The following is a 23,503-nucleotide window of genomic DNA, read 5'->3' on the forward strand; positions in this document are numbered from 1 at the left end:
TTTCAGGGATTTCCAGTATCGTTTTTCCAGGCACAGATGACTTTGCTCCTTGGTTGGTAATTTTCTTTTTTCTCAAGTATCAAAGTTTTTGGTCTGTGCCAAGTCTTCTTTCTCTGTTCCAATCCCTTGTGGACCGATTTAAGAAAGTAATAGAGCGGAGTGTGACCGGTTGGGTGTAGCCAGGATCACCGACGAGTTGAATGTTCGTTTGTGCCTTTTTGCCTTGTTCAACAACCAGCACTTCAGACTCCATACGCAGTGAGTAGCCGACTGAGGCTGTAGAATTATAGAAAATTGTTCCACGAAGCGGTTGGCCATAAATTTCACAAAATTGCTCAAACTCCGCTGTGAACTGAACAACTTTAGGATAAGAATCAGAATAATCAATCTTGATTTCTAAAATCCGAAAATTCCCTTTTAACTCATTGCACCCGTTTGCATTTCCAGTGATATCCAATTGCGGATAGGAAGGAATTCCATCCCCTGACAACCGGGTGCCTTCCCCAAAATAACCAACTTGTAACGGAATTACCATGCTGGTCGTGCTAAAGTAAATCTCCCAATGCTGATCATCTTCGAGACCCCAGTAATTAAAGTGAATCTCACTTACCAATCCATTGCGAGTCACTTTCGTGGCATAGACAGTAAACCAGCCTTCATCCAGGAAATAATCCTGCCCGCTTCCAACAAAATCGCCTTCTTCACTTCGTATCGATATCCCAGTCCGCCCCAAGACTTTTAGTGTTCGATAGAGCAACTCAGTTTCAGATCCAGACCTTGCGCGAATAGTGAGTTGAACAGGCTGGTTGGGGGTTGACCCAGAGACACTCACTTTCATCTGAGCCTGCTCGCCTGGGTGAATCACCGGTGGGGTAAAAGTGACCTGAATTCCTTCAACAGGGGGCGAGAGTTCAGCAGACAAGGTGACAGGTTGATTCACTGAATGAAAGGCACCGAGTGAAAGTGGAAAGCTTTTTGTTTTTCCTTGCTGCACACTTAAGTTGGCAGGTGACACAATGATTGGAAAGGGTAAGGCTGGGACCTGATAGTGAATCGAGCCCCAGATTTCAGGCCCGGCATAGTTACCATTGAGGGAAAAAGAAGCGACAAATCGGTCAACTTGAAGCTTTCCTTGTGAATTGGAAAAAGCGGCCTCATAAATTGTGAAATCCCCAATGTCTCCCTCTTGTGCTGAGGTAGAGGAAAACGAAAAACCAGGATGCCCAAGGAGGTCCAGCGTAGCTCGTCGGGTATGCTGATAGGTGCCTACCGCCAAATTTCTTCCCAGTTTGTTGGTTGCAAAAATAAGTTCAAAACTAAGGCGATTGCCAAATTCATCTCTGCCTTCCAACGTAAAAGTAACCCAATCCGCCTTTCCGTCCTGAGTGTAATCCATCACTTGCGGAGTAAAAGTCACCTGTTGGTCATTGATCGTCTTCACTTCGGTCCCCGGGTAAACTAAAGTATCTCTGACATAGGAAAAACAACTCGCAGGGGTGGCAGTAACCGTCAATGGAGATAAACTTAGCCAGAGGAATGCTATTCCGAAGACAATCACAGTTGAAAAGCTAAGATCAGATGGAAAATACCTCACCATACCTGTAACCCCTCTTGATTTCCTGGTGCAGTTATAACCAGTGGAAATTCGATTTCATCTGTAACGGTGCCGCACGACCCGTAAATCTTCACGGTATAATTACCAGGTAAAACTGTTTTATCCGGTTTAATCTCTATTCGATGGCCCCTCCCTGGGAAGGCATCTCCATTGATTGAAATACGGATTTGACTTCCAACTGGAGAGACATCCCCGTTCAGCTCCACATATTCTGAAAACCCATTGATTGGCTTTACTTTTACTTTTACGGAGACTGACTTACCAGCTTCCACAGATACCATTTGAGGAATGACCCGTAATTGAAAACTTCCTTTGGGAAGAAAGTTAACCAGGATGGACTCAGAATCAACAAATTGGCGACCACCAACTCCCCCGACAGAAACAAGGTATATTCCAAATACCGCACGATCTGGAGGTTTGATTTCAAGTTGAGTAGATTCACCAACTGTCAGGATATTTTCTTTGAGTTTAGCTGGGAGGGACGGAGATCCATAACTGCTGACCTGTAACTGGACTGTTTCACCGGTAAGGTTGATGGGAATGATGCGAATTGGGACTTTTTTCGACTGGTCTTTGTATAACTCGCATTCGGATGGGGTGGCTTCAAGGTCAAACCCTTGAGGTTCAGCATTGAGAAAGATTGTCCCGATTAACTTGTTGTTTGGTTGTTCACACCCTTGTTCGAAGGTCGCAGCCAGGCTTGTGACTTTTGGCGGGAAGACCGTGGTATCGTAAGTGACAGCCAGAATTGTGAATTTTCCAAATACCTGATTGCAGGCACGCGACCCCATTGAAATATTAATCCCTGGATACCCAAAGTCCCCGGAGACAAGGGATTGGGCATTCTCATAAAACCCAGGAAGTAACGGAACCCCCATTCTTTTTGAGGAGAATGTAATGTCTACCGATACATCTTTCAGGTGATCAACCTCGAAGACCAGGGAGATTTGATTCACACCTCTCTCACCTGACTCCGAATTTGTTGAGGCTTCTAATAACTTTCCGCAAGTAAACACGTTTCCACCACCAATGAAGTCACCGGCTTCGCTCAATAAAGTCAATCTGGTAACTGGGGCCGCCGTGGTCACAAGAGAGGTGAATCCAATTCCAAAGATCGCCAGACACAGGTGAAAAAGAACCCATACCCATTTATCTCGAACACGTGTCTCTTGTGAGTGAACAGCACAAATGTCTGGCGGGGAAAATGGCCATCGAAAGCACATACTTTTTCTCTTTTGCCTCCCTGTCCCTGTATCAAGAACTCAATGAAACCTTTTATTTTCAATGGTTTATTTTACCATCAAATTGATGGTTGTATTTCGCATCACGCCATTCACATCGATACAGGAAAATTGAATTTGGTATGAACCTGGCTTACTTTTTTTATCAGTTGAAATTTCAAATTTTGCGATATTCACGTGGGTGATGAGTGGCGATGGGGTTATTGTTCCTCCCCAAGATTTGGTTTCAGATGGAGTTATAGTGATTGGCCCATCATGACTGTACCGACGCTCAATTCGAACATATACCGTAACCTTCGATTTTCCAGTTACTTGCTGTTCAGCCGGGAACGTTGATACTTGATAGTCAGGTACCTGTGGAGCAAGAACGGTCAATGATGCGCTGGCAGAAGTCGTCAAATTTGGTGTGGTTCCTGACACAATGATTTCATACACATCTCTTTTCGTCGCGGAAGTTGAATGCACATTGATTTCAGCTTCTTCACCAGGTAACAGGCGAAGGGTTGCCGGGTCATAGGATAATCCTCCTTCTGCAGGCTTGATAACTGGGGTTAGTGTAACAGGGCTATTAAATCCATTGACCGGGTCAACCCGAACTTTGAGTTGAGCAGACTGACCTGATGTGATCAAACCCAAAATAGGATTCACTGTCACATAAAACATGGGGTAGGTGGATTGATACAAAACCAACCCGAACAAAGCAGGATCTCCCCCCCCCACAGTGCTGTTCAAAACTGGCGGCAAATTTCACAAGTTGTGGTGGAGATTGTTTGTAATCAACCTCCAACTCAAAAATTGTAAAATTCCCAGAATTAAAACCACACCCTTTTCCAGAACCTAACACCGTTCCATTGCCCCCAATCAAAAATGAACTTCCCGGTGGTTGTGGGTCTTCATTTACTGGGATCGAATATACCCCTGGCGTCAAGTTTTTCCCAGGTGTTTTCATATGAAAGGTAAAACCCCATCCAATAGCGGAATTTCTAGGGTCTGAATAGTGGATTCTTAAATATTCAATGCCTTGATCCTGATCATTATCAATAACCTGAGACTCAAAAACACCATCCGAATATTCCTGATATTGGCCTTCCCCAACATAATGACGATTTTCACTTCTCAGCACGATCAAATTCTTAGGTTCTTGTGCTGAAACAGATTGCATCCCCCAGCAAAATACCAAAAAGAAAATTAGACATCTCATCATAAAATCCGACGCGTCCCCCAATTTTTCACATAGCGGAGAATTCGCCGTCCTCCTGGTTTGCTTTTTTGAACGGAAGACTCACTTCCGTCGAATTAAAGTGGGTGAAGGCATAAGGATCACCTTTGGTGCAATAGGGGTTCAGCAACTGGCCTCACCCTGCTTTTGCACGGTAGTTTTGTCAAACTCAACTCTCCACCGGCATATCCAGCGGATACTGACTATTTGATTGCCTGCCTGGTTCACCCGGTTGTCAAAGAATCTAAACAACGGGCCTGGTCACGAATGCTGCTGATCAAAACCCAAGAAGTAATTTGGTCAGTAAAACGTCCGTGCTGAATTTGGAGCCGCAACTATGCCACTTTGAAGCCCAATAATCCACCAAAAATACCAATTCTCAAGAATTCCCGTCTCCTTTGGCTCTTCACTTTATAAACTCATCAAGAATTACTGAAGGAAGCCCTCGGTCCATACCAATGCCCGTCAGTTGATTCACCTGAGAAATGCCAGCAGGAGAGACAGCGCTCCGAGGTAGCCAATCCAGAGTACCACTGGCACGAGGTACAATTTTTTTCGGGGATGGACCACGCCCAGGCCGTATCCCGCCAACAAAATAAACATCAGCGAAAAAATGTCACACTCCTGCAACAGGTCCAATGCCCAGGCAGGAAATGAATCTGTCGCCAAAAACGCCAGATTCCTCGCTATGTAGCCTCCTTTCACCAGTTCGGGTAATTCAGGGCGCTTGAGCGTGACGACAACCCAGGAAAGAGCATACTCAACCACACTCACGGTCAGGTATGAATAGGCCGTGACCGAAATGTACAACGACAGTTGAGAACTACCACCCAGGACAATACAGGCCGTAAAGAAAAAGGCGGCAATCAAAAAAACCTTCGCTGGCTGGAAGAGAAATGGAAGGTAGTACTCCAGGTATTCCCGGGCCACCAGATTGCCTTTGACCTGGAGTTCAAAATCTTTCCTGGCCTGGGGCGTGAGCTGATTGACGGTGGTTCCACTTTGTTCGAGTGCCAGTTCAGCCCGCGCCCATTCAATCTGATAGCGACTATATGGAACGGCTGACTCAAGCGCCTTTGTCCCCAGAAATGACACGGCGCACAGAACCAGGATTGGCACAAGTGGTGCGGCTGACAATTTCAGATCCTGAAAAGTTGCTTCCGGACTAAAAAACATCAGCCCCAGACGTTTGAAGTGTCCGTGTTGTTTGACCAGACCGGCGGTATCTTTCTGACCTTCAAGAAAATACGCCAGGTGTAAATCGGCAGCCACCCACCACCCAAGGGTAAAAAAGGCAAATGATGCCCAGAACGCAGCCTGGATCCAGAGTGGGCACACAAAGGAAGCAACTGACAAAACTGAAAAGGTAATGGCAAATGTAATGACTACCGGTTTCAGTCGAGCGGGTTTTTCATCAGTTGGTGGATCGGTTCCAAGCACTGCCGCGCTCAGACACACGACTGAGACAAGCGGCAGACCAATCAGGATGGTCAACAACGGAAACACATCCGGCTGAACAAACTTCCCGCGAACCACCAGCCCAACCACGTACGGAACCCCTGACACCACCATTGCCAGCATCAACCACCCAAACGAACCTTTGAACAAATTGCCCATGATTGATCGGGGATAGGTGTACCAGCGCCAGACTGAATGCCCTTCGTTTGTAATCATTCGCGGGACGGATGAAACCAGGGCAAACAAACCGATCAAGTACGATAAAACACCCCAGGCGACCGGCGCCTTGATAAACAGATTGCGCAGCTCAGGCAGCAGAAACAACGGCACAAAGGCCAGTGCCGGGAGCAACGCCTGGATCAATTGTTGTGGACGGCGAATCACAACCTTGATTGGGTATGGCCAGTTTGCAGCCCGTGCTTTTTGAACACCGGCACCGGCATCCGTCCGAAACCGACGCAGCCACTGATTGCGATTGGCCATCCAGATTGTGAGTGTGGTGACCCCCAACAAACCTGCCAGATTCAGGCACAACCCGATCACCCACGACAGCGAGCCGGAAGCCATCAGTTTGACCACCAACCCTGGTGCCAGGTACTGAAAAAATGATGACTTGAGCAGCGTAACCACCGACGTCGCATATTCAGAACCAATCACGACTGGAAGCAGGCTCAAGGAAAGGCCAAACCCAAGTGCCGCCAGAAAAGCGGATCCAGGCTGACGCCATCCCGGCGGAACCACTTTCCAGTTCACAATGGTCAAAATCGTCTGGATCATGGCGATGGTCAGCAGCATCAGGCTGGTGCCGCCAATGGCCCAGAACGGGCTGCTCCACCAGTACCCCAAATGACGGGCAACTGCCAAAAAGAATGGAAGAAAGACAAGCCAGAGCGGAGAAAACAGCGTGGTTTCCACCAGCGTCAGCCAGACGGTGGATGTTGCCGTCACCGGATAGACTTCGGTCAGGCGTAGATTTTTCTCCAACGTATAGCCTTGAAATCCTTCAAATCCGACACTGAGGAAAACCCCCGCCAGCAACAAAATCGTGGCTGAGCCAGGCAACAGGAGTGTCACTCCAGCCGGTTCCGGGACCAGGTGCTCGATCAACCCTTGTGAAAGGGTGAAGACCAGCCAGCCAACCGCCCAGGTCATTATCAGGCCAGGAACCAGGAAGGGATGAAACCGGCGTTGGTTTTGATCGGTGCGGGGAATGATGGTTTTTGAAAGCCGATTGAGCTGACCCACACACAGGAAATACACCAGAATGGCCAGATGATTCGGAGATGATTCAGATGGATCGGAAAGAAACGGCTGAACTGATCTTGAAAGTGGTTGAGCAGACATGGCTATTGCTCCGTCATTTTAAAGAAAGCATCTTCAAGCGACGCTTCCTGGAGTTGACGCTTTAACTCTTGCGGGTGAGCGACGGTAATCAATCGTCCTTTGTTGAGAATCGCCACGCGGTGGCAATAGCGCTCAGCCATGTCGAGCAGGTGGGTGCTGAGCAGGATGGTTTTTCCAGCTTCGGCCATGCTGGTCATCCAGACTTTGATTTCTCGGGCGGCATAGGGATCAAGACCGTTGGTTGGTTCATCGAGGATATAAATCTTCGGATCGTGGATTTGGGCGTGAGCCAGTGCGAGTTTTCGCCGCATGCCCAATGAATAACTGGTTGGATACTGATGGATCACTTCCTCCAGTCCGTGCTGGGCAATCACCGTTCGCAGGCGATCAGCCCGGCTGGCAGGTGACAGACCGTGCATTCGGCCTGCCATTTCCAGTGTTTCATAGGCGGTCAGGTATTCAGGAAAGTGGGTTGCATCCGGGACGTACCCGACAATTCGTCTCAGGGAAAGAATTTCATTTTCTTCAACTGAATGGGGGTTAAAGCCTCCGATGGCACAGGTGCCACTCGTAGGCCGGATGAGCCCCATCAACAAGTTGATCGTGGTTGTTTTCCCCGCACCGTTTGGACCCAGAAACCCGAAGATTTCACCGGGTTGAATATGTAAGTCCAAATCCTCAAGTGCTTTAAATGTACCGTAAGCCTTTGAGAGACTATAAATTGAAATGGTGTGTTCCATCGTAGGCATAAGTAAAACCTGTTATTAAGGGAAAAACCGACGAGCCTTCTCTGTGGCCGTGGCAAATCACAATGGCACGAAACGTGAAATTTTCCAGGCAGAAAGTGACTGGAGTAGGGCCTGGTGTTTTGGAGCTTGACATCCGGTGCACCCGGCTTCGGCGAACCTGTTCAAAAATCGAATGTACCACTGCCCTGGAAAATAGACAATCTCAAGTTTGGAAAACCCTGTTACAGGAAAGTCCGTTGGGCCTGATACAGGTTTTCAGAAGAAGAAACCACGGAACATACGGAATACACAGAAAAGAAATCCAGATTCTTCGCTTTATAAATAAGGACGTACCCTTAACAACCCGGTTGAGTTTTCCTCTCCTTATGGCACAATCCGGAATCAAACCAGTTTGTAGTCAGTCGTCAGTAGTCAGTAGTCCGCTAAGTTTATTTGGTTGAACCACTTGACTGTTTGCTCACGCAAGAATTTCCTTGCAAAGTGGTATGCATCACGCCTTTGCCCTACACGTTGGGTAGTCCCTGCCTGAATATGCCCAATTTGATTGAACATCAGGAGTCAGTTTTCATGTCACATTCTCATGATCAAAAACGATACGACGATCTCCAAAAATTGCTGGCCGAACAATATGAAAAACTGTCTGCCTTCGAACGTGACCACGGCATCACGGCTGATACCGCCAGAAAGTTTGAATTGAAAAAAGGAATCGAAGGAATCAAACAAACGATTCAGAGCCTGGAAGCTGAACTCACGCAGCTTCAGGCCAAAATCGGTGCCCCGGCTTCATCATCAGGCGATAAAAAGACAGCGGCGATTGATTTAGCGCACCTGCTCGAAGTCCTCACCAGAATCACCGAGGTTGACTTCGGCAAACTGGTTTTTCTGTTGCGAGTTGGAAAAGAAATTCCGAGTGATGGTGTTCCCCAAACCACACGTGCCATGAAGCTGCTCGAATGGGCTGAATCGCACGACCGCTTGCCAGAACTGGTTTCGCTGCTTGAAACCAAAATCCTGCATCGCCCTCTGTAGCCTTCCCCGAAAATAAAGGTGCAACCGGGAGAAGGCTCATCAATGTGCCGCAACAAAACCTATACTTCACCGGACGCGAAGAAATCCTGGAATCGCTCCATAACGTGTTGAAGGACACGGGGAAAACTGTGCTCAGGCAGGTGATTGCTGGCCTTGGTGGAGTCGGGAAAACGGCGACGGCGACGGAATACGCGCATCGTTACAGTGCGGAATATTCGTGTGTGTTGTGGACGCTTGCCGATAGTGAAACGAGTCTTGTTTCAGGGTTTGTCGGGTTTGCCAGACAGCTTGGGTTGCCAGAACGTGAGAAACAGACTGAACTGGTTGAAGATGTAAAGCAGTGGTTGTCCTCAAACACTGACTGGCTGCTGATACTGGACAACGCCGACAATCCTGAAGTGGTAAAACCATTCCTTCCAAACCCTTGTGGAGGGAGCATCCTGCTCACGTCGCGGGCACAGACATTTGATGTGCTCTCCATCAAATCCCCGATTGATTTGGGGGTGATGACACCAGATGAAGCCCTGGATTTTCTCAAAGAACGTACCCAACGTTCCAACCTGCCAACCACCGAACTCACTGCCGCTCAAGAGCTTGTTCGGGAACTCGGTTATTTTCCTCTGGCGCTGGAACAGGCTGGGGCCTATCTCCTGGCGATGAAAACGCCGTTCACGAAATACCTCACACTGTATCGGGAACGTCATCTGGCAAGGCTGGAAAAGAAAAAGCCGGTAACAGGGGGCTACAAAGGAACGGTCGCCACAACCTGGACCATGAACTTTGAACAGGTCGAACAAGAATCATCGGCCAGTGCTGACCTGTTGCGGTTCAGTGCGTTTCTGGCCCCGGATGACATCCCGCTGGAGTTGATTGAAACAGGGGCATCAGCCATTAGCCCGACGGTCGAAGCCGCATTTGCAAATGGTGAAACTGTCCATGAATTGCTTGAGCGGTTGACCCGGTTTTCACTGGTTCGGGTTGATGCGGAAACACAAACCTACACAATTCATCGGCTGGTGCAGATGGTGATTCAGTCACGGATGGATGAACCAACCCAGGCTCAATGGGCAAAAAGTGTTGTTTTGGCAGTGAATCAGGCTTTCCCAAAGGTGGAATTTCAAAACTGGCCGCAATGTGCCCGACTGCTTCCACAGGCTCTCCAGGCTGCGGTGCTTGGCCAGCAGTATGATTTGAGCTTGCTTGAGCTTGCCCGATTGCTCAACCAAGCTGGCTATTAAGTACCTTACCGAAAATTTCCAGACATTTTAACCACGGAAAACACGGAAAACACGGAAAAAAATCAACCACTTACCAAATCCAATATCTCAGAAAACTTATGACAGGGTACTTATTTAAAGGAGCAAGGGCGCTATGCAGAGGCCGAACCGCTGCATGAGGAAGCGTTGGAGATTTGGCGGAAGGCTTTACCCGCCGGGCATCCCGACATCGCCTTGAGCCTCAACAATCTGGCGGGGTTGTATAAATCGCAAGGGCGATATGGGGAGGCCGAACCGCTGTTGCTGGAAGCATTGGAGTTGAGGTGGAAGGCGTTACCCGCCGGGCATCCCGACATCGCCACCAGTCTCAATAATCTGGCGTTGTTGTATCAGGCACAAGGGCAATCTGGGGAGGCCGAACCGCTATTTCTGGAAGCCATTTCCATCTGGAAAAAATCACTCGGGAACTCTCACCCCAATACACTGGCAGGGATGGGAAATTATGCCCGGTTGCTCCGTGAAATGGGGCGTGATTCCGAAGCGGAAACAATCGAGGCTGAAATCCGCGTTCTGCGAGAACAATTAAAATCCTGAAGAGATGGCGGTTGTCCTGGGCTGTCGCCGGTTGCACCGAAGTCCTGGGGTTGTCACCCCAGGCTAGCATTCTTCCACTGCTTCGCGGCTCAAAACCAAACAACGAGATTTGAAGTGGGTTGAAGGTTTGGAAACCAGTAGCGAATTTACCGTACAGAGGATTAAGATTGTTTTTCAATGGAATGCCCGAATTGACACCCTTGTGTCTGTCATCTTAAAAGCCGCGATAACGAATTCACACTGAAAGCCAAGGAGCAGCAAAATGAGTAGTGAAGACCCAACCCGAAATTATCCATCACCAGAAAGTTACGAGACTCGAAACGACCTTAAACAGATGCTGTTTGAAGTGTTGCGCGAGGTGTTGGCCCAGGAGGTAATCCCCCGTTTTGACAAAATCGAATCCCGACTTGATAAAATTGAGTCCCGACTTGATAAAATTGAGTCTCGACTTGATAGAATTGAGTCCCGACTTGAAGCAGTCGAACGTAGCCAAAAAGAACTCTTACGGGATTTCCGCCTTTTCAAAGCACAAACAGAAAACAGGTTGTTTGACCTCGAATATCCCCAATCAAGTCAATCAGTTAAATAACAGATTATTTTCAAAGCCTCCAGTGCGGCAAAGCCGCTCAAGGTTGATAGATCCCGCCCAGCAGGGCGTTGGAATCACCTCTTACGTGTAGTTTTTTTGGTTTTGCACCGCGAAGCGCTGCCGTTCGGATAGCCGGTCGGTTGCGAGGCTTTGCGAGCTACCACCGGAAAAAGGTTCGTTCGGCCAACCCTCCCCACGTCGCCCGCGCCCCACAGGGGCGCGGGCGACGTGGGAAGAAACAAGGGGTGACCCTGATGACCGGTGGTAGGCCCAAAGCGGCAAACCACCGGCTACTATCCGGCGCCCTCCGGGCGGGGTTGTCAAGTTCAACACCCTTTCCGCAACAGGCCTGAAACCCTCTTCCTAAATTGCTTTTTGATCTGGTTCGGTGTATTTCGAAACCGCCTTTTTCCGAACTCACCCAAAAAATATCTTGACACGTGCATAAAAATGCATAAACTCTGCATAAATATGAAAAAGCCTCAAGACAAGACAGAACGTCAACGCTTGATTTTGACAACTATCACTGAACACCGCATCGCGACCCAGACGGAGCTTCGCGATGCCCTGCGCGAACATGGCATTGCCTGCGACCAGGCGACGGTCTCCCGCGATATTCGGGAACTGGGACTGGTCAGAGTCGCTGATGCAGACGGGAACACCTTTTATGCATCGCTCGAAGCCGCTTCACCAAAACGCTCAGGACGCATCGAGATTCTGCGCCAGTTCCTGCGGAGCGTTCAGTGGTCTGGAAATCTTCTGGTGATTCATACCGATTCAGCCAATGCGCACCCGGTCGCGGAGGCGCTTGATACGCTTGGATTTACCGAGATCCTGGGCACGGTCGCCGGAGACAACACCATCATCGCGGTGGTGAAGGAAGGCACCAATGCTCAGGCGCTCGCCGAACGAATTTTGAAAGAGGCAGGGAAACTGTAGTGGAAAAGATTGTACTTGCTTACAGTGGGGGACTTGATACGAGCGTCATTTTGACGTGGCTCAAGGAAACCTACAACGTGCCGGTCGTCGCCTATGTCGGCGATGTCGGTCAAGATGAAGATTTGGCCGCTGTCGAAGCCAAAGCCTACCGGACCGGTGCGGAATCGGTCGTCGTGCTTGATCTTAAAGACGAGTTCGTCGCCGAATATGTCTTTCCAGCCATCCAGGCCAACGCGGTCTATGAAGGCCAGTACCTGATGGGCACCTCGCTGGCTCGCCCGGTGATTGCCAAAGGAATGGTACAGGCCGCGCTCAACAGCAAAGCAACTGCCGTCGCCCACGGGGCCACCGGCAAAGGCAACGATCAGGTTCGGTTCGAACTGACGGTCAAAGCCCTGGCGCCACAGTTGCAAATTATTGCACCGTGGCGCGACTGGTCGTTTGTGGGCCGCAAAGATTTGCTGGCTTACGCGGCACAAAAAGGCATTTCCGTGCCGGTGACGGCGGAAAAGCCCTACTCAATGGACGCCAACCTGATGCACATCAGCTATGAAGGCGGCATCCTCGAAGACCCCTGGGCTGAGCCTCCGGCAGATATGTTCCTCTGGACCAAATCGCCCGAACAGGCGCCGAACAAGCCTGAAACGGTCGAAATCGAATTTCACAAAGGCATTCCGGTTGCGATCAATGGCGAAGGTTACGGCCCGGCCAAATTGCTCAAGGTTGCCAACGACATTGCTGCGCTACACGGCGTTGGCCGCGTTGATCTGGTCGAAAACCGCTTCATCGGGATCAAATCACGCGGCGTGTATGAAACTCCGGGCGCCACGATGCTGATGCAGGCCCATCGGGCCGTTGAATCGCTCACGCTGGATCGCGAAGTCGCACACTTTAAAGATGCCCTCGTGCCGAAGTTTGCCGAACTGGTCTATAACGGGTTCTGGTTCTCGCCGGAAATGGAGCTGTTACTTTCCACCATTACGAAGACCCAGGAAAGTGTGACAGGCGTTGTCCGGCTCAAGCTGTACAAAGGAAATGTGACCGTGACGGGTCGCAAATCGCCGTATTCGCTCTATAACCCCGAAGTTGCCAGTTTTGAAAGCAAGTTTGTCGTGAATCCGAAAGATTCTGGCGGCTTTATCAACATTAATGGATTGCGTTTGACGACGTGGGCTTCGCGCCGACGATAGTTTAAGTTTCCCTTCGTCCCAGGTCAGTGCTGTGATTGTGTCAGCATTTGGACCTGGGATATTTCTTTCTATTGAGGGTTCCGTGGTTCAGGGAAAACAAAAGGGACACAAAGGACACAAAGGACCTAAATTCAAAACCCTGAACCCTGAACCCTGAACCCTGAACCCTGAACCCTAAAATCATGACCGAACAAGTACTCCGCGGGGCATTTGACAAGCCCATTGACGAATTGATTTTGCAGTTTGTGGCTTCGATTGATTGCGATAAAGCACTGATCGAAGTAGACATCACCGGTTCGCTCGCCCACGTCTGGATGCTCGAAAAAACCGGCGTTCTTTCAACAGAACAGGCCGTGAAAATCCGCAACGGGCTGCTCCAGATTCTCGACGAAGGGATTGAACTCAAGCTTGAGCACGAAGATGTCCACATGAACATTGAAAAGCGGCTTCAGGAGCTGATTGGCGATGATGCGAAATTGCTCCACACGGCGCGTAGCCGCAACGATCAGGTAGCGTTGGACTTACGGCTCTTCGTTGCTCAGACGCAAACCGACCTGATGTCAGGCTTGAAAGCACTGTGTCAGGCACTGGTGGACCAGGCACGGAAGCACCAGGGCGTCATCATGCCAGGGTACACGCACTTGCAACGGGCCCAGCCGGTGTTGCTCACGCACGTGCTGCTGTCATTTGCCGAAGGGCTGACGCGTGATATCGCCCGGCTGCAACCCAATTTGATTTCGCCGCTTGGGGCTGGGGCACTGGCTGGAACAGCGATTCCGATCAATCCGTCAACGAGTGCGCAACTGCTTGGCGCCAAAGGACATTTTACTAATTCGATTGATGCGGTTTCAGACCGTGATTTCGCTGTGGAATTTGTCTTTGCCTGCTCATTGACGGCGGTGCATCTGTCGCAACTGGCTGAAAACCTGATTTTGTGGTGCACCTCGGAATTTGGCTTTATCAAGCTGCCTGATGAACTGACCACCGGGTCAAGCATTATGCCCCAGAAGAAAAATCCGGACTGCCTGGAACTGGTTCGGGGCAAGGCGGGGATGTTCATTGGCGAACTGGTCAACCTGCTCACCACACTCAAGGCGCTTCCGTTTGGCTACAACCGCGATTTGCAGGAAACCAAGCCTCCGGTGGTGCGCACAGCCCAAACGCTCAAGGAAGCAATTGCCGTTTGCACGCTTGCGATTGCAAAAATGGAAGTCTGTGCCGAAGCGATGTTTCAGGCAGCATCGGATGAAAACCTGCTCGCCACCGACATTGCTGAGTTTCTGGTCAAACAGGGCGTTCCCTTTCGCGAAGCCCACAGCCGGGTGGCCGCGCTGGTCAAATACGGGAAACCGTTTTCAACGCTGACAATTGACGAATGGCAGCAGGCCGGGGTGGATCCGGCGGTTGTCGAACTTCTTAACCCATTGACTTCGGTTACCAACCGAAATTCTCCTGGCGGCACCTCGCCCATCCAGGTTCAGGCTCAACTTTTGGCAAAGGAGAAACTGCTGTGAAATTTGGTTCAGTCACCTGCAAACTCGGTTTGACCGAGTCTTTACATTTTGAACCGCGCCCCACGGCCCAAACCGGCGATGTGGTGGTGGTGGAAGTGTTAAGTGAAAATGCGGCTTATCCGCATTTGGAATTGCCCAACGGCACCATGTCGAAATTACACGTGGGAGACCGATTGGTCGGGGTGCTGGGATCACGACAGGCTTTGCGAGGGTTTGTGGGCCAGGCACCGATGGCGTTGTGCAAAAATATGCGGCTGGCGCTACTCAACATCGGCGGCGTGATTGGACACTACATTGATTCAACCACGGCGTTGGGCGATCCGGCTCAGGTTCGCTATCTGGGAACGGTGGTTGACGAGCAAGGGATTGTTTCGCTCAACCGCACGGCGTTACCAGCGTCAAACAGCATTCTGAAATGGCGTCCGATTGTGCTGGTGCTCGGCACCTGTATGCACGTGGGGAAAACCGCCACTGCCGCCAAACTGATCGAAATCGCCACCCAGGCGGGCTTCAAAGTTGGGGCCGCAAAGGTCTCGGGCGTAGGCGCGATCAAAGATTTGAACAAATTCTGGGAAGCCGGAGCGGTTGACGTTAAAAGCTTTCTGGACTGTGGGTTACCGTCAACGGTTGATGCTGAGGATCTGGCTTCGGTGGTCAAAACCGTCATCAACGCGACCCAGGGCGATATGGTCATCATTGAATTTGGCGACGGCATTTTGGGACATTACAAAGTCGAATCGGTCCTCACTGATAAGAAAATCATGAGCCATGTGTCGTCGGTGATTGTCTGTGCCGGAGACTTGATGGGGGCCTATGGCGCCAAAATGTACCTTGATCAAATGGGTATTTCATTCGCGGCCTTTAGCGGGCTGGCGACCGAAAACGTGTCCGGTTCGGATTACCTGGAGGAGAAACTCGGGATTCCAGCCATCAATGGGTTAAAGTACCCGAAACGGTTGTTCGACACGCTCAATCTGACCGCTGGCTATGGCAAGAGCAATCTGGAGCCATTTGCGGCACCGTTGCGGACAATCCCTAAGTTACTCAATGGACATCACCATTCGGTAGGAATCAAGGAGGCCGTCGTTGGTTAAGTGCGCTGTCATCGGAGGTTCAGGTTATATCGGCGGCGAGTTGATTCGGCTGCTGGCCGGGCATCCGCACGCACAACTGGTGGCGGTGACCGGTCGTGAAACGGTCGGCAAACGCCTGGGAGATGTGCATCCGCATCTGGCCAGCCTGAACCTGACTATCAACCCGCTGGCTGAAGTCGAAGACGCCGAAGTCGTGTTTCTGGCGCTCCCCAATGGCGAAGCCATGAAACAATGGTCGGAAGGCATTGCCGAAATTGCCAAAACCCACACCGTAATTGACACTTCGGCAGATTTTCGGCTTCAGGACCGCGAAACGTTTGAACAATTTTACCGAACCGAGCATCCGTGCTTCGGTTCGGTCAAACAATTTGTCTATGGTCAGCCCGAACTGTTTGCCGAGCAGATTCGTGAGGCACGACTGGTGGCATCTCCCGGATGTTTTGCAACGGCAGTCATTCTGGCATTGTACCCGCTCGCGGCGGCAGGGTTGATTGACCATGCGGTGGTCAATGCCGTAACTGGTTCATCTGGATCAGGAATCAAGGTCAAAGAGAAAACGCATCATCCATTTCGGATGGACAGCTTTTATGCCTATGAACCGTTTGTCCATCGGCACATTCCCGAAATCAAACAGGCGATTTTCTTTCGAACCGGGCACACCGTGGATTTTGTGTTTCAACCGCATTCGGGGCCGTTTGTACGAGGCATCTTTGTGACCGCAGTCGTCACGATGCCAAAAGATTACACCACGGCGGAATTGCAAAATTTGTATCACGAACTCTATGAATCAAAACCGTTTGTGCGATTTACCGATCATTCGCCAAATGTGAAATTTGTTCGAGGAACGAACTTTTGCGACCTTTCCATCAAAAGTAACGGCCATCACGTGATTGTCATGGCAGCCATTGATAATCTGGTCAAAGGCGGCGCCGGTCAGGCAGTTCAATCATTTAATCTGATGAAAGGCTTTGATGAAACCACGGGATTGATGGCGCTTCCGACAATTCCTTAACTGAGGCTCAGAGTTGGAAAAATGCAAAAAGGACAGAAAGGACGAAAAAGACATAAATTCGAGCCCTGAACCCTGAACCCTGAACCCTGAACCCTAAATCATGACTTTCGTTCGAACCTACAAAACCTTACCCATCACTATTGCCCGTGGCGAAGGCTGCTTTGTCTGGGATACCGCCGGGACCAAATACCTCGATATGTATGCCGGGCACGCGGTGGCTTCGACCGGACATGCGCACCCGCATGTTGTTTCAGCGATTGCCGGGCAGGCACAAAACCTGATCTTTTATTCGACCATGGTTGACGTGGCCATTCGTCACGAAGCGGCGGCCACACTGATTGCCCATGCTCCCGCACCGTTGACGAGTGTGCTGTTTGCCAATTCGGGTGCTGAAGCCAACGAAAACGCCTTAAAAATGGCGATTCTTCAAACCGGGCGCAAAAAAATTGTTACGTTCGAAGGTGGCTTTCATGGTCGAACACTCCTGGCAATGAACGTCACCGCCAATCCGAAATACCATAAGCAACTTCCCTATATCATTCCGGATATTGAAGTTTGCCCGTTTGGTGACGTAGCTGCCATTCGCACGGCGATTGATGACACCACGGCAGCGGTCATCCTTGAACCAGTTCAATCAATGGCCGGATGCCGGACGGCTTCACCAGAATTCTTTCAGGAATTGCGCGCTTTGACCTCCCAGCACGGCGCCTACCTGATCTTTGACGAAGTCCAGACCGGCATTGGTCGCACCGGGAAGATGTTCTTTTCAGGACAGTTTGGCGTGGTACCCGACATTGTGACGCTGGCAAAAGGCATTGCTTCGGGTCTGCCGCTCTCGGCAGTGCTGGTGTCTCAGGCAGTGGCTGACCGGGTGCAGTACGGCGAATTTGGCGCAACCTACGGCGCCGGGCCAATTGCGATGGCCGCCATGAAGGCCACCATTGAAGTGATTGAACAGGAACACCTCCTGGATCGTGTAACCGAAGTCAGCACCAGTCTTCGCAATGCGTTGGACCAACTCCCCGAAGTCATTGAAATTCTTGGACTTGGATTGCTCATCGGCGTCAGGACTTCACTTCCGGCAGCCGAACTTCAGTCCCGATTGCTCAAACAAGGAGTGATTGTGGGCACATCCGACGACCCACACGTCATTCGATTGCTGCCACCCTTAACCCTGACCCAGGCTGAGGTTGACGCTTTTCTTGATGCTTTTTCTCAAGCAACAGGCCATGCACGACCTGCCTCAATTCAGCCACCGCTACGCGGCGAAAACCTTGATTGGGTGACAAGATGACAAAATGACAAGGTGACAGAATCACAAGGTAACAGGGATTTTTTTCATCCCTCATCCCTCATCCCTCATCCCTTCGAAGAACCCTGACCCCTGACCCCTGTTTTTCAAACCCTGACCATGAAGCATTTTATCCACACTGGCGAATATACTCCCGATGAACTCGAATCCCTGATTTGGGGCGCCATTCAAAACAAAGGCAAGCGTTCAACCGAACTGGCTGGCAAGTCAGTGGCGTTGATTTTTTTCAATAGCTCGCTCCGAACGCGTTCCAGCTTTGAAGTTGCGATTGCGCAACTTGGCGGGCATTCGGTCACGCTTGAAGTCGGCAACGGCGTGTGGGATCTCGAATTCCTCGAAGGCGCGGTGATGGATGGCAAAAAAGCCGAACACATCAAGGACGCCGCCCGCGTTCTCTCGCGGTATTTCGATGCGATTTGTGTGCGATCTTTCCCGAAACTCCAGAATCTGGCCGAAGATTTGGAAGACCCGATTGTCGAAGCGTTTCGCCAGTATTCATCAGTTCCAGTCATCAACCTGGAATCAGCACTCTATCACCCCTGTCAGGCGATGGCAGACGTCATGACGATTAAGGAAAAGTTTGGTCAAACTTCGGGCGTCAAAGTTGCGCTTTCGTGGGCCTACCACATCAAGGCGTTGCCAACTTCGGTGGCGAATTCATTTGCCGTGGCGACGCATCAGATGGGGTGTGAATTGACGATTGTGGCCCCGCCCGGATTTCCACTTCCAGAACCGGTCATGGCGCAGCTTCCGGGAGTCAAAATTGTTCATGATCAAAGCGTGCTCAAAGACCAGCAGGTGGTCTATGCCAAGTCGTGGGGGTCGTTGCTCGACTATGGAACGCCGCCGCCCGAAACCCTGCGCAACTGGATGATCACGCTGGAAAAGCTTGGAACGGCAAAGTTTATGCACTGTATGCCGCTCCGCCGAAATGTCGAAATTGCCGACGATGTGATGGAATCAACCCAGAATCTTTGCTATGACGAAGCCGAAAACCGGCTGCATATCCAGAAAGAGATTTTGCGGGCGCTGATTGGACCTCGCTAAATGCCTTTTCTGCTAAAGGTTGACCTGACACAAAATTGGGCGCACAATGGGTGTACACAATTCAGTTCAAGGAGTTTTCGGGTATGCGTGGAAATCAATCTGCCAGCCAGCGGGAAAATCGGTTAAGCATTCGGATTAAACCCCAGCAAAAAGAACTCATTGTCCGGGCGGCGGCACTCAAAAACACCACCGTCAGTGATTTTGTGGTCGAACAGGCGGTCAGTGCCGCAACCGAAATCCTGGCCGATCAAACCCACTTTGTATTACCCCCGGAACAATGGGAAGCCTTTTGTCAAATCCTGGATGCTCCTCCAAAACAGAACCCTAAATTAGCGGCGTTGTTTTCCCGGCGGAGTGTTTTTGATGAGTGACGAAAGCCTGAAATCACCGGCACTGCTTTCCCGTGACCACAATCGGGAGTTTTTTGATTGTGGCGTTCCTGCCCTCAACGAATTTTTCAAAAAGTACGCCCTTCAAAACCAGAAAAAGGATGCCGCACGGACCTACGTCGCAGTCAGGGGCAATCGCGTCGTTGGATATTACACACTGGCTTACGGCTCTATCGCGCCTTCAGAAGCTGCGAAAAAACTTGCCGCTGGCCTGGGGCGGTATCCAATCCCGGTTATGCTCCTGGCGCGACTGGCGGTTGATGTGACTGAACGAGGACGCGGGCTTGGTGCGGACCTGCTTCGAGATGCCTTGCTCAGAACCATTCAGGCGGCTGAAATTGCCGGATTGCGGGCTCTTATTGTTCATGCGAAAGATGATGCGGCCAGGGCTTTTTATGAAAAATTTGGGTTTGAACCTTCACCCAGTAACCCATATCATCTGTTTCTCCCAATCTCAGAAATCAGGGAAACTATTGGAAGTGAAGAACCGTGACGAGGTGAAATATGAGTTCTTTGGTCCAACCTCAGCTTGCAATTCCAACCGAAAAAGAAGCCCTTTCTTTTGTGAACCGGTGGCTTCATCGCAAAATTGGGATGGCTTTGCACTCGACAAAGGCAACTTTTGATCCGGTTTCTTTCTACTGGCATTTGCCCGTTGAACTGGCTTATCCAGACCGGGGCACAATTGGTACCATTGGCGATTTGTACCTTCAGGCGATTACAGGTTCATTTGCAGGGATTCCTGACCCTGAGGAACTGAAAAATCGTGCTGAATCACTTTCCACACTCCAGGGTATTGAATGAGGACGCATGCCCATCTCAGTCATTAAATTTGGCGGCGAAGTTCTGAACCAGCCGGAAACACTGGCCACAATATGTCGCGACGTGGCTACACTCCACGAAAATGGCCACTCTCTGGTCATTGTCCACGGCGGAGGCGCTCAGGTTGACGAACTGTGCCGGCAACTCGGCATCACTCCGAAAAAAATCAATGGTCGGCGCATCACAGATAAAGCCTCACTCGAAGCCGCCAAAATGATCCTTGCTGGTACGAACAACACCAATCTGCTCGCGGTTTTGCGCGGAATGAATGTTCCATCTGTCGGGATCAGCGGGATTGACGCCGGATTGATCACCGCCCGGAAACGGCCTCCGCGAAGCGTCACCGATTTGCAAACCGGCGAAACGAAACTGGTTGATTTTGGCTTTGTCGGAGACCTCGTTTCGGTCAATCCAACCCTGCTCAGAGTCCTGTTGGCAGCCCGAATGGTTCCGGTTGTCTGCCCGCTGGTTGCCGATGAAGCTGGCCAGGTATTCAACACCAATGCCGACACGGTGGCCACTGAACTGGCAATGGCGCTCCAGGCTGACCAGTGGATTGCCGCCACGACTGTGGATGGGGTGCTTGATGCAAACCAGCAGGTGATTCCCGAAATCAATCCAGCAATATTTGAACAACTGGCTGCTGCCAAGGTGATTACCGGAGGAATGTATCCGAAACTCACCAATGCGTTTACGGCTCTAAAAGGTGGCGTCACCTCAGTCCATATTGTGAACGGGCAACGTCCTGGAACGCTAGTGAAGGTTGTGACCGGGCAGCCCGTAGGAACCAGGGTGACAAGGTGACAAGGTGACTGATGACAAGGTGACAAAGTGACACATCGATTTTTAAATAAAAACCCGGAACCCGGAACCCGGAACCCGGTATTTGAAAATCCGGAACCCGGCATCCGGAACCCGGAAATCGAAGCCATCTTCCCAAAACTGGTTGAAATTCGCCGCGACCTGCACCGGCATCCAGAGCTTTCCAATCGTGAAGTCCGCACGTCAAAAATTGTCGCGCAATTCCTGACCCAACTGGGGTTGGAAGTAACCACCGGCGTTGCGCATCACGGGGTGGTCGGCATTCTGCGTGGGAAACAGCCGGGGCCAGTCGTGGCGGTTCGAGCCGATATGGACGCGCTACCAATTCAAGAAATTCGGGATGTGCCGTACAAATCCTGTGTTCCGGGTGTAATGCACGCCTGCGGACACGATGTTCACACCACGATTGGGCTTGGCACGGCGGAAATTCTGGCCAAACACACTGATCAACTGGGCGGGACGGTCAAGTTTCTCTTCCAACCGGCTGAAGAAGGCGCACCCGTTGGCGAAGATGGCGGCGCCAAGATGATGATTCGCGAAGGTGTTCTGGAAAATCCATCACCTGAGGTGATTTTTGGCCTGCACGTTTATCCGCCGCTGGAAGCTGGCAAAATCGGCTACGTGGCTGGTCCGGCAATGGCTGGCGCCAGTCGGTTTGAAATCAAAATCAAAGGCAAGAAAGCCCACGGCGCCTATCCGCATACCGGCGTGGATGCCGTGCTGGTGGCTTCACATACCGTTGTGGCGCTGCAAAACATTTCTAGCCGGATGGTCAATTCACAAGATCCGGTAGTGATTACAGTTGGAAGCATCCACGGCGGAAATCGTGGAAATATTCTGGCGGATGAAGTTGTGCTCATTGGAACAGTTCGCGCCTTGAGCGATACCGTGATGGATGAAACCGAACGTCGAATGCGACAAATCGTGACTGGTCTTACTTCTGGGTTTGGTGCTGAGTACGAGTTGGGCTTTGTGCGTCAAGTACCAGCACTGGTCAATGATCCGGAATTAACCGAACGCCTGCTCCCGACCTTTGAGCGCATCGTTGGAAAAGCCAATACTATTCAAACACCGCCGCGAATGGGCGCCGAAGACTTTGCATTTTTTGCCGCCGCCCGACCATCGCTCTTTTTCTCACTTGGCATCGCCAACGCTGAATGCGGAATCACGGCTGGCATTCACACACCAGAATTTGACGTTGATGAAAACTGTCTGAAAATTGGCGTCGCAGCCATGGCAGGATTGGTTCTGGACTTTGGAGTGCTGTGACTTGTCACAGCTTTGGGTTGGGAGCGACTTGTCACAGATTGATTTCGTTCCAGCGCCGACAAGTCGGCGCACTCCAAAAAACGAAAAAGGAAAGCCAGTTTTTTGAAAACTACCTTTCCTTTGGATGGAACTCGAATTTTTATTCACCGAGACATCACTGTTGGTAGGCTGGCTCTGGTTTTTCCGGCTCGTCTTCTGGTGCCCAGGATAAGGCTTGCGGGAGCACGCCAACTGAAATGTAATCCGGATTGTCCAGGTTGAGTGATTTTCCTAACTCTTTTGGATCGGTTTCAATCGTCTGCTGCCACAACCGGTGACCCAACACAACCAATGACGTGCCAACCGGCGCCGTGTATTCATCGGGGGTAATATGTGGGTTCAGGCTAGGCACCGGATGCGACAGTGGGAAGATATCTGATGGATCTGTTTCCTTCCGATTTCGCCTGGATGATTCTCCTTGTGAAGTCGGCATTTGCTCAACGAGCATATCGGATGGTTTGCGCTCAAATCGCGGAAGGAAATCAGAGAGTTTTGGTCTTTCCAACCCAGAAAACCGGAATTGCTTCACGCCTGCAAAAGGATGGTTTGAAAATGCTGCCGCAAGTTGAACTGGCTCAGTTCGGGATGGCTCAATCCACAGGGTCGGCGTAACCCCAACCCAGAGAGCAACGCCTGCGATAATACCCACTAAAATCGTGGTGGCAGTGATCACCGTTACCATTGCGCGAGGCAATGGAGTCTTGATACCAGAGCGAAGGTTTGGCCGACTGGTCTTCATGGCGTGTCTCCGAAAATCAAATATTTCTGAACATTTTGTGCTGGAAACTTAATCCGTGAAACTACCATGAGCCTTTCAGATGAACAAGCCAAGTGAGAAAATAGCGAAGTAGCAAAGTAGCGAAGTAGTCAGAAAAAGTTTAGGAGTATTTATTTGGTAGCGCTGGTGTACATAAGTACCTTACCGAAAATTTCCAGACATTTTAACCACGAAACACACGAACTACACGAAAAGAATCAAACACTTATCCAATCCAATAT

The 23,503-nt window shown here is 50.6% G+C and carries 23 protein-coding genes; 16 read left to right on the forward strand and 7 right to left on the reverse strand.

What is annotated here, in order from left to right:
• Window positions 1-79: 79 nt before the first annotated feature.
• The 6 genes from HY774_27355 to HY774_27380 all read right to left on the reverse strand — a co-directional run bounded on the left by HY774_27355 (window position 80) and on the right by HY774_27380 (window position 7,626).
• Complete coding sequence (locus tag HY774_27355) at window positions 80-1,558, reverse strand: hypothetical protein (protein ID MBI4752222.1); 1,479 nt, start codon at window positions 1,556-1,558, stop codon at window positions 80-82.
• A gap of 32 nt (window positions 1,559-1,590) precedes the next feature.
• Window positions 1,591-2,571, reverse strand: coding sequence for a hypothetical protein (locus HY774_27360; GenBank protein MBI4752223.1), 981 nt, complete (start codon window positions 2,569-2,571; stop codon window positions 1,591-1,593).
• A gap of 333 nt (window positions 2,572-2,904) precedes the next feature.
• Window positions 2,905-3,546: a hypothetical protein gene (locus tag HY774_27365; GenBank protein ID MBI4752224.1), complete on the reverse strand. Its 642-nt coding sequence runs from the start codon at window positions 3,544-3,546 to the stop codon at window positions 2,905-2,907.
• Complete coding sequence (locus HY774_27370; protein MBI4752225.1) at window positions 3,443-4,018, reverse strand: hypothetical protein; 576 nt, start codon at window positions 4,016-4,018, stop codon at window positions 3,443-3,445. Before HY774_27370 ends, HY774_27365 begins: the two co-directional genes overlap by 104 nt.
• 531 nt (window positions 4,019-4,549) lie before the next feature.
• Window positions 4,550-6,877, reverse strand: coding sequence for a hypothetical protein (locus tag HY774_27375; protein MBI4752226.1), 2,328 nt, complete (start codon window positions 6,875-6,877; stop codon window positions 4,550-4,552).
• A 2-nt stretch (window positions 6,878-6,879) separates the two neighbouring features.
• Window positions 6,880-7,626 carry an ABC transporter ATP-binding protein gene (locus HY774_27380; protein ID MBI4752227.1) on the reverse strand — a complete coding sequence of 249 codons (747 nt, stop codon included), beginning with the start codon at window positions 7,624-7,626 and terminating at the stop codon, window positions 6,880-6,882.
• A 567-nt stretch (window positions 7,627-8,193) separates the two neighbouring features.
• Between HY774_27380 and HY774_27385 the strand changes: the two genes are divergently transcribed.
• From HY774_27385 to HY774_27460, 16 genes are all read left to right on the forward strand, one after another.
• Window positions 8,194-8,655, forward strand: coding sequence for a hypothetical protein (locus HY774_27385; protein MBI4752228.1), 462 nt, complete (start codon window positions 8,194-8,196; stop codon window positions 8,653-8,655).
• 44 nt (window positions 8,656-8,699) lie between these two features.
• The gene (locus HY774_27390) at window positions 8,700-9,893 is read left to right on the forward strand and encodes a hypothetical protein (protein MBI4752229.1); all 1,194 of its coding nucleotides are present in this window, start codon (window positions 8,700-8,702) and stop codon (window positions 9,891-9,893) included.
• A 150-nt stretch (window positions 9,894-10,043) separates the two neighbouring features.
• The gene (locus tag HY774_27395; protein MBI4752230.1) at window positions 10,044-10,466 is read left to right on the forward strand and encodes a tetratricopeptide repeat protein; all 423 of its coding nucleotides are present in this window, start codon (window positions 10,044-10,046) and stop codon (window positions 10,464-10,466) included.
• 262 nt (window positions 10,467-10,728) lie between these two features.
• Window positions 10,729-11,055: a hypothetical protein gene (locus tag HY774_27400; protein ID MBI4752231.1), complete on the forward strand. Its 327-nt coding sequence runs from the start codon at window positions 10,729-10,731 to the stop codon at window positions 11,053-11,055.
• A 471-nt stretch (window positions 11,056-11,526) separates the two neighbouring features.
• Window positions 11,527-11,994 (forward strand): arginine repressor, encoded by a 468-nt coding sequence (locus HY774_27405; protein MBI4752232.1) that lies wholly within the window; start codon window positions 11,527-11,529, stop codon window positions 11,992-11,994.
• The gene (locus HY774_27410) at window positions 11,994-13,184 is read left to right on the forward strand and encodes an argininosuccinate synthase (GenBank protein ID MBI4752233.1); all 1,191 of its coding nucleotides are present in this window, start codon (window positions 11,994-11,996) and stop codon (window positions 13,182-13,184) included. Before HY774_27405 ends, HY774_27410 begins: the two co-directional genes overlap by 1 nt.
• Window positions 13,185-13,366: 182 nt before the next feature.
• Window positions 13,367-14,698 carry an argininosuccinate lyase gene (gene argH / locus HY774_27415; GenBank protein MBI4752234.1) on the forward strand — a complete coding sequence of 444 codons (1,332 nt, stop codon included), beginning with the start codon at window positions 13,367-13,369 and terminating at the stop codon, window positions 14,696-14,698.
• Window positions 14,695-15,792 carry a hypothetical protein gene (locus HY774_27420; GenBank protein ID MBI4752235.1) on the forward strand — a complete coding sequence of 366 codons (1,098 nt, stop codon included), beginning with the start codon at window positions 14,695-14,697 and terminating at the stop codon, window positions 15,790-15,792. The genes argH and HY774_27420 overlap by 4 nt, the downstream gene beginning before the upstream one ends.
• The gene (argC, locus tag HY774_27425; protein ID MBI4752236.1) at window positions 15,785-16,804 is read left to right on the forward strand and encodes an N-acetyl-gamma-glutamyl-phosphate reductase; all 1,020 of its coding nucleotides are present in this window, start codon (window positions 15,785-15,787) and stop codon (window positions 16,802-16,804) included. The genes HY774_27420 and argC overlap by 8 nt, the downstream gene beginning before the upstream one ends.
• A 100-nt stretch (window positions 16,805-16,904) precedes the next feature.
• A complete protein-coding gene (locus tag HY774_27430) occupies window positions 16,905-18,098 on the forward strand; it encodes an aminotransferase class III-fold pyridoxal phosphate-dependent enzyme (protein MBI4752237.1) in 1,194 nt (397 codons plus the stop codon).
• Between the two features lie 117 nt (window positions 18,099-18,215).
• Window positions 18,216-19,163 carry an N-acetylornithine carbamoyltransferase gene (locus HY774_27435; protein MBI4752238.1) on the forward strand — a complete coding sequence of 316 codons (948 nt, stop codon included), beginning with the start codon at window positions 18,216-18,218 and terminating at the stop codon, window positions 19,161-19,163.
• Window positions 19,164-19,246: 83 nt separating this feature from the next.
• Window positions 19,247-19,534, forward strand: a complete 288-nt coding sequence (locus HY774_27440) for a DUF1778 domain-containing protein (protein MBI4752239.1) — start codon at window positions 19,247-19,249, stop codon at window positions 19,532-19,534.
• Window positions 19,527-20,045 carry a GNAT family N-acetyltransferase gene (locus HY774_27445; protein ID MBI4752240.1) on the forward strand — a complete coding sequence of 173 codons (519 nt, stop codon included), beginning with the start codon at window positions 19,527-19,529 and terminating at the stop codon, window positions 20,043-20,045. The genes HY774_27440 and HY774_27445 overlap by 8 nt, the downstream gene beginning before the upstream one ends.
• An 11-nt stretch (window positions 20,046-20,056) precedes the next feature.
• The gene (locus HY774_27450; protein ID MBI4752241.1) at window positions 20,057-20,356 is read left to right on the forward strand and encodes a hypothetical protein; all 300 of its coding nucleotides are present in this window, start codon (window positions 20,057-20,059) and stop codon (window positions 20,354-20,356) included.
• Between the two features lie 6 nt (window positions 20,357-20,362).
• A complete protein-coding gene (argB, locus tag HY774_27455) occupies window positions 20,363-21,178 on the forward strand; it encodes an acetylglutamate kinase (protein MBI4752242.1) in 816 nt (271 codons plus the stop codon).
• A 27-nt stretch (window positions 21,179-21,205) separates the two neighbouring features.
• Window positions 21,206-22,465, forward strand: coding sequence for an amidohydrolase (locus tag HY774_27460; protein ID MBI4752243.1), 1,260 nt, complete (start codon window positions 21,206-21,208; stop codon window positions 22,463-22,465).
• Between the two features lie 154 nt (window positions 22,466-22,619).
• Here HY774_27460 and HY774_27465 read toward each other — a convergent pair whose 3' ends face one another.
• Window positions 22,620-23,243, reverse strand: a complete 624-nt coding sequence (locus HY774_27465) for a hypothetical protein (protein ID MBI4752244.1) — start codon at window positions 23,241-23,243, stop codon at window positions 22,620-22,622.
• Between the last annotated feature and the right edge of the window lie 260 nt (window positions 23,244-23,503).

The sequence above is a fragment of the Acidobacteriota bacterium genome, assembly GCA_016208495.1.
Classification (GTDB): domain Bacteria; phylum Acidobacteriota; class Blastocatellia; order Chloracidobacteriales; family Chloracidobacteriaceae; genus JACQXX01.